At 63.5% G+C, this 6,882-nt stretch carries 7 protein-coding genes and 2 pseudogenes; 5 read left to right on the forward strand and 4 right to left on the reverse strand.

Features of this window, described 5'->3' with window-relative positions:
• Positions 1-104: 104 nt before the first annotated feature.
• Together NKJ84_RS29705 and NKJ84_RS29710 are read left to right on the forward strand one after the other, a co-directional pair.
• A complete protein-coding gene (locus NKJ84_RS29705; protein ID WP_352509399.1) occupies positions 105-374 on the forward strand; it encodes a helix-turn-helix domain-containing protein in 270 nt (89 codons plus the stop codon).
• A 180-nt stretch (positions 375-554) separates the two neighbouring features.
• Positions 555-2,267 (forward strand): SulP family inorganic anion transporter, encoded by a 1,713-nt coding sequence (locus NKJ84_RS29710; protein ID WP_352509400.1) that lies wholly within the window; start codon positions 555-557, stop codon positions 2,265-2,267.
• Positions 2,268-2,283: 16 nt separating this feature from the next.
• Here NKJ84_RS29710 and NKJ84_RS29715 read toward each other — a convergent pair whose 3' ends face one another.
• A complete protein-coding gene (locus NKJ84_RS29715; RefSeq protein WP_352509402.1) occupies positions 2,284-3,144 on the reverse strand; it encodes an SMP-30/gluconolactonase/LRE family protein in 861 nt (286 codons plus the stop codon).
• Positions 3,145-3,259: 115 nt separating this feature from the next.
• Here NKJ84_RS29715 and NKJ84_RS29720 point away from each other — a divergent pair, with 115 nt between their 5' ends.
• Complete coding sequence (locus NKJ84_RS29720) at positions 3,260-4,060, forward strand: helix-turn-helix domain-containing protein (protein ID WP_352509404.1); 801 nt, start codon at positions 3,260-3,262, stop codon at positions 4,058-4,060.
• Between the two features lie 83 nt (positions 4,061-4,143).
• Here the strand turns inward: NKJ84_RS29720 and NKJ84_RS29725 are convergent.
• The 3 genes and pseudogenes from NKJ84_RS29725 to NKJ84_RS29735 form a co-directional block, all read right to left on the reverse strand.
• Positions 4,144-4,254 (reverse strand): annotated as a pseudogene (locus NKJ84_RS29725) (lipo-like protein); the annotation flags it as partial.
• Between the two features lie 133 nt (positions 4,255-4,387).
• A complete protein-coding gene (locus NKJ84_RS29730; protein ID WP_352509405.1) occupies positions 4,388-5,332 on the reverse strand; it encodes a CHAD domain-containing protein in 945 nt (314 codons plus the stop codon).
• Positions 5,329-5,802, reverse strand: coding sequence for a CYTH domain-containing protein (locus NKJ84_RS29735; protein WP_352509406.1), 474 nt, complete (start codon positions 5,800-5,802; stop codon positions 5,329-5,331). The genes NKJ84_RS29730 and NKJ84_RS29735 overlap by 4 nt, the downstream gene beginning before the upstream one ends.
• An 88-nt stretch (positions 5,803-5,890) precedes the next feature.
• Between NKJ84_RS29735 and NKJ84_RS29740 the strand changes: the two genes are divergently transcribed.
• On the forward strand, positions 5,891-6,607 hold the full coding sequence (locus NKJ84_RS29740) for a CerR family C-terminal domain-containing protein (RefSeq protein WP_352509412.1): 717 nt from the start codon (positions 5,891-5,893) through the stop codon (positions 6,605-6,607).
• Positions 6,604-6,882, forward strand: a pseudogene (locus tag NKJ84_RS29745) (biotin/lipoyl-binding protein); the annotation flags it as partial. The gene NKJ84_RS29740 and the pseudogene NKJ84_RS29745, both read left to right, overlap by 4 nt.

Here is a 6,882-nt window from a genome sequence, read left to right on the forward strand (position 1 = left end):
CTGGCAAAGACTGTTGCATGTTTCACATATGCAAGATGATGTTTGACCCATCATTATGAAGGTATTATACGTGATACTGCAGAACTCAGACGGGGTTTTGACCGATGATCACTGCCGCGCAGATGCGTGCCGCGAGGGCGCTGGCCGGCATCGATCAGAAGACCCTCGCCGAGCGCGCCGGGGTTTCGCTTCCAACCATTCAGCGCATGGAAGCGAGCGACGGCGTGGTCCGGGGCGTGGTCGATACGCTGATGAGGGTCATCCAGGCCCTTGAAGAGGCCGGGGTCGAGCTGATCGGCGAGAACCAGGCGAGCGAGCGTGGCGGCAGGGGCGTTCGCCTCAAGCCTGTCACGCCGCAGAACCCGCAAGGCTGACGCTACTGCCGCATCGCCGAAAATCAAATTCGATTTTCGGATAGTCCGATGCGCGGGTCAAAAGTGTTGGGGCGTATCTGTGCGCCTATTTGGACGCACGCCGCTCCAAGTCGCGACGGCGACCGCCGACAGTCCTGCCGACGATCCCGCCGCTCCTTGGTTTCATGCGGAAGGCACTCGATGGATCAGACGCAGCGGGCAGTGCATCAACCGGCGCGGCCGACATTTTCCGAACTGTTCACCCCGAAGCTGGTGACGGTGCTGCGCGAGGGCTACACGCTCACGCATTTCAAGGCGGATGCCATCGCCGGGCTGACTGTCGCCATCGTTGCGCTGCCGTTGTCGATGGCAATTGCCATTGCTTCAGGCGTGACGCCGGAGCGCGGGCTCTACACCTCGATCATTGGCGGATTCCTGGTCTCGGCGCTTGGCGGCAGCCGTTTCCAGATCGGCGGCCCGGCCGGCGCCTTCGTTGTGCTTGTGGCGGCGACGGTGGCGCGGGTTGGCGTCGACGGCTTGCTGCTGGCGACGATGATGGCCGGCGTGTTCCTGCTTGCCATCGGCTATCTCAGACTTGGCACCTACATCAAATTCATCCCCTACCCGGTGACCGTCGGCTTCACCGCCGGCATCGCTGTCATCATCTTCTCCGGCCAGATCGTCGAACTGTTCGGGCTGAAGCTCGCCGGCAAGGAGCCAGGGCCGCTGGTGCCGAAGCTGATGGCCATCGGCGAAGCGGCCGGAACAATCAACCTCGCCGCAACTGCGGTGGCGGCACTGACCATCATCACCATTGCGATGTTGAAGCGGTTTCGGCCGAAGTGGCCGGCTATGCTGATTGCCATCGGACTGGCATCCCTCGTCGTCGCATTGCTCGCCATGCCGGCCGAGACGATCGGCACGCGCTTCGGCGGCATCCCGCGCAGCCTGCAATGGCCGGCCTTCCCGCCGCTCAGCCTCGACAGGATAATCGACGTGCTGCCGGACGCCATCGCCTTTGCGCTGCTCGGGGCGATCGAATCGCTGCTGTCGGCCGTCGTCGCCGACGGCATGACCGGAAGGCGGCATCGCTCCAATTGCGAGTTGGTGGCGCAAGGCTTCGCCAATATCGCCTCCGCCTTGTTCGGCGGCATATGCACCACTGGCACCATTGCCCGCACCGCGACCAATGTACGGGCCGGCGCGCATGGACCGGTCTCAGGCATGATGCACTCGGCCATTCTGCTTGCTCTGATGCTGGCGGCGGCACCGCTGGCCAGCTATATCCCGCTTGCAGCACTTGCCGGCGTGCTGGCGGTGGTGTGCTGGAACATGTTCGAGAAACAGGCCTTCGCCACCTTGCTGCGCGCCTCGCGCGGCGATGCGCTGGTACTGATGGCGACGTTCCTGATCGTCATCTTCCGCGACCTGACCGAAGGCATCGTCGTCGGCTTCGCGCTAGGCTCGATCCTGTTCATCGACCGCATGGCCAAGAGCATCGCGGTGGAGGCGGACCATCAATCCTTGGTGCAGGAAGACGTCGCCGACCGAGCCAGCGCTTATGATTCCAGCGAGGCGAGCGATGCCGACACCGTGGTCTACCGGATATCGGGCGCCTTTTTCTTCGGCGCCGCCTCGACCGTCGGCACGGTGCTGGACCGCATCGCCGACCAGCGCAAGAACTTCATCCTCGACTGTTCGGCGGTGCCGTTCTTCGATTCGACGGCGGCCAATGTCATCGAGGGCGCGGCCCACAAGGCCAAGCGCGCCGGCGTTCGCTTTATTATCTCAGGCGCTTCACCGCAGACACGCCGCATGCTGATCAACCACGGTGTCAAGCGGCCGCTGGTGACTTATGCCGCATCGATCACGGATGCGCGGGCGCAGCTGAAGAAAGCCGCGCCCGCCGCCTGAGCTGGCAACTGCCGGCTTAGTCGAGGCCCAACGCTGAGACCTCGCCCTCGTTCATCAGCGGCACGAAGATTGTCGACTTGCCATCTGTGCCGATATCGGCGCTGCCCGGCTTGAACGTCGCAACCACTTGCGGCGTACCGCCGGCTTTGTAGCGGTAGAGCGTGCCGGTCATATAGGCAGTGGCGTAGATGCTGCCGCCGATGGCAACGACGCCATCGAGGTTGGCAAAGTTTTCCGCGCCAGCCAGAGGCGAAACGGCCTTGGTGGCGAGATCGACCGAGAGCAGGCCGCCCGGCTCCGCGGTGCTGAAGTCGGGCTTGATGCCCTTGCCCCACGAAGCGACGATCAGCCGGCCGCCATCGGCGAAGATGCCATTCGGCGAAGCGAGCGCCGCATCCTTGATGAACAGTTCGAGCCGGTCGCCGTCGATGCGATAGATCGTATCGGCAAGCATATCCGTGACGTAGACCTTGCCGGATGCATCAGCGGTCATGTCGTTGAGAAAGACAGCGTTCGGCACGTCGATCGTCGACGCTAGCTTGCCGCTTTGGAGATCGACGACGCGCACATGGGTGATGTCGGCGACGTAGAGTTTGCCGCCGGCAATCGCCATGCCCTTGGGCGCGTCCATGCCGTCGGTCCAGTGTTGTGTGACCAGCTTGCCGTCCATCGACAGAACCGACAGATAGCCGTTGCCGTCGGCTTCGCCGGGATTGCCGACGATGTTCGAGACGATAACGCGCTGGCCGGCGGCGTCGAACAGCGCCGATTCAGGTTGCTCGAGGCCGCTGGCGCGCCAGAGTTCAGCGGCCTGAACTGCCGGCGCAGTCGCGATGCCGAAGATGGCGAGAAGTATCGGTGTGAAGAGGCTTTTCATGGCTAGTCTCCTGTAATGGACTGGCGGAGAGCTAGGCCTTTCGATACTTTCCGGGAAGATCTATCGGGACTAGTACCGGAGGTTGATACCAAATCGTGCAAAAGAGGTGCATCCCGTGAACGGCCTGATCTTCGACGCGCTGAAGCGGACGCTGAAGGCCAAGGGCGTGACCTACCGCGTCCTTGCCGAGCGAATGGGCGTTTCCGAGCCGACGGTGAAGCGCATCTTCCACGAGCGCAACTGCAAGCTCGACCGGCTGATGGAGATCTGCGCTGCCGCCGGCGTGGAGTTGGAGAACGTGCTCGGCTCTATGAACAGAGGACCAGGACCTGCCAACCACGTCGCGCCGGAGATCGAGCGCAAGCTCGCCGGCCGGCCGGCACTGCTGTTCATCTTCGTCATGCTTTCGGAAAAATTTACGCCCGAAGGCATCATGCGCTCACAGGGGTTGAGCGAGGCTTCGATGTTCCTCTATCTGCGAGACCTCGAGGAGTTGGGGCTGGTCGCGCTCGGTCGCGGCCTGTCGGCCAGGCTGCTGGTCGAGACGCCAATCCAGTGGAATTTCGACGGGCCATTGCGGCCACTGTTCGAGGTGACCAACAAGAACTTCATCGGCTGGGCCATCACGCATCTGGAGCGCGAGGCGACATTCGTCAGCTTCTCCAGGCGGATGCGGCCCGAGACGGCGGAAATGGTCAGGCGGGAGGCGGAGGAACTGGCCGAGCGCGCCAAATTGCTTGCGCATCACGATCAGCACACGACGCCGGAAGACGGGTTGGTCGGCTACAAATGGACCTTCGCTTTCGGCGCGACGCCATTCCCGGCGATCATGCCGATCGGACCGCATCCGCGCGACGCCGGCGCGCGGACACCCGGCCGGGCCGCCGCAAAGACACGACGGCCGCTGCCGGCCTAGCCGCCACTCTGAACCCTTGTTTCGGCGTTGGTAATCCAGGGCTTGTCGTCCCAAATCATCTGCCGGTAGTCGAAACCATATTAGACGGTCGGCTTGCTGATGCGGAAATAGGGCGACAGGTCGAAGTCGCGCGGCGTGTCGAGCGAGTGATGGCGGATGTGCAGAATTTCCCTGCGCGAATAGCGTCCGACGGCGTGTAAGGCTCGTAGCCGGACGATTCCTCCTGCAGCCGGCCGGCAAGCCAGCGGCCAAGTCGGTCCAGAAGCGTGTCGCCGGGCTCGGTCATGCCAGACGGCGATTATCACAGGGCGGCAAATTACACCATGATCAGCCCACGCCAGGCGCGCCGGCGTCTTCGTGCGATACCGCTGTGAGATCGTCGCGCACCTTGCGGGCAAGCTTCCTTGTCGAGCGCTTCGGACGGTCGCCGAAAAGCTCGGCCGCCTCGGCGAGGCAGGTTTTTTTCAGGCTCTTTTCCGAGCGCTTCAGCAGCTTGGCAAGCAACCGCGTGTCCTCAGGGGGACCGAGCGGCTGGTCCTCGGCATCGAGAAGCGCGCGCATGACGAACACGTCGTGCAGTTCGCCGAGCCGCTCGCCCAATTCATCGACGGCCTTGCGCCGGGCCTTGATCGGCGTCGGCCACAGCCGGCCGAGCAGCGACAGGTGCATGCCATGCGTCTTGGCCGCCTTGCGCAGGTCGTGAAAGTCATCGGCTTCGCCGCGCGAAGCCGCCTTGTCCAGCGCTTTCCTGGCGCGGCGCAAAGTGGCGCGCGCGCCTTCGGCGAGCACGTCGGCAGCCTGCTCCGGCTGGTCGGGCAGAGCGAGCTTGTCGATCCGGCCGACACCTTCCTCGCAAGCGGCGATCGCCGCGCCTATCGCAGCATCGAGGCCTGCTCCGCCATGCAGTTCATGAAGGCGCGCGACGAGCCGGTCGCGAACGGCATCGAGGCCACCGCCGGCACTTTGCTCGGGAAAGCTTGCCGCTAGCCGGTCGATTGTTTCCACCAGTGCGGTCGCCTCGCGCGGGCCGGCAAGCAGGGCCGCCACCTGGCGGTAGCATTGATTCTCAGTCACGCAGAATGTTTCGTCTCCGGAACGGACAAGGCGCAGCAAGGCGCGGACATTCTTCAGCCGTTTGCGACAGTTGTGCAGCCCCTGTTCGGGCCTGTCACGCGCGGCGTCCAGATGGACAAGCGCCTTGCCGATCTCCTCGGCGAGAATGCGTCTGATCTCGCCGGTCAGCGAGATGTGCGGATCGATACGAAAGCTCATGCGACGATCTCCGCAATCCCCCCAAGGGCGAGCGACGCGTTGTAAAATCTCGGCTCGCCGGTGACTTCACGGCCGAGCCAATCTGGCAGCATTTCGTCCGGTACATCCTCCGGCGTCTCGAGCTCGGCGATCACCAACCCCGCAAGCGTCCCGCCGAAGACATCGACTTCGTAGAGATAGCCGCGGTGTCTAACATGATGGCGTGTCTTCTCGATGACATGTCCGATGGCAAAGGCCTGCATCTCCTGCGCCTCCGCCAAAGGCATCGGATATTCGAATTCATCGCGTTGGCGTGCCTGGCTGCCGAACTTGAGCGTCAGCTTGGCGGCGGCATCATTGCTGATGCGCACACGCACCGTACGGCTGGGTTCGGCGAGAAGGTAGAATTGACGGATATGAGTGTCCGCCTCGACCATTGCCCGCCATTCCTCACCTGAGACCAGGAATTTACGCTCGATTTCCTTGCCCATGGCCACGCACTAGAGCGCGCACGGCCAGAGTTGGCAAGCCGCTTGATCGCAGTTGACTTTAATCATTCGATTGATTAAATTGTCGATGATGATCAAATCGCCCAGCGCCAGCAGCCTTCCTCATGAGGGGCCCAAGACCGCCGCAGACATGACGCGGACGGCACTCGTGCGCGCGGCGCTGAAGCTGTTCGGACGCCAGGGTTTCGACGGAACGTCGACGCGCCAGATCGCGGCTGAGGCCAAGGCCAATATCGGCTCGATCGCCTATCATTTCGGCGGCAAGGAAGGGCTCCGCAACGCGGCAGCCGACTACATCGTCGACACCATCCAGACCGTTGCCGGCCAGGCGATCGGCAATCTGCAGGCGCCGGTCGCAGCATTGGCGGACACCGAGGCCGCGCGGGCACATTTAGCCGTCGCACTGGAGCGGATGGTCGCCTTCATCGCGGCAAGGCCGGAAGCCGGCGAGATTGTACAGTTCGTCCTGCGCGAGCTGTCGCATCCTACCGCGGCGCTCGACCGTATCTATGACGGCGTGTTCGAACCGGCGCATCACCGCCTCTGCCTGATCTGGGAACAGGCGACAGGCGAGCCGGCCGAGAGCGAGCGCACAAAACTCACCGTATTCACGCTGATCGGGCAGGTCGTCTATTTCCGCATCGGCCGCGAGGCGGTTATGCGCCGGATGGGCTGGCGCAAGATCGGCGATGATGAGGCCGGCAAGATCGCGGCAACAATAACCGACAATCTCAGCGCGATTTTAGCTCGGCGCGATTTGGCTGTCCGGAAGGATCGTGGATCATGAGCCTGCTCTGTTCTTTGCCGCTTGCCGCCCAGCTTTTCAGCGCCTGCGCGCCGGCAGCACCGCTCGCCGTCGGCTACGTCGAGGGCGACTACGTCCTGCTCGCGCCGATCGAGGTGGCGCAGGTCGAGACGATTGCGGTCAAGCGCGGCGACCGCGTCGCGCCCGGCACGCCGGTGGTGACGTTGGAAAACGCCGACGCCAAGATCGCCATCGCACAAGCCGAGGCGGCCCTTGCGCAGGCCCAGGCGCAACTTGCCGACCTGCAGGTCGGCAAG

This window comes from Mesorhizobium sp. M0048, assembly GCF_040323405.1.
GTDB lineage: Bacteria > Pseudomonadota > Alphaproteobacteria > Rhizobiales > Rhizobiaceae > Mesorhizobium.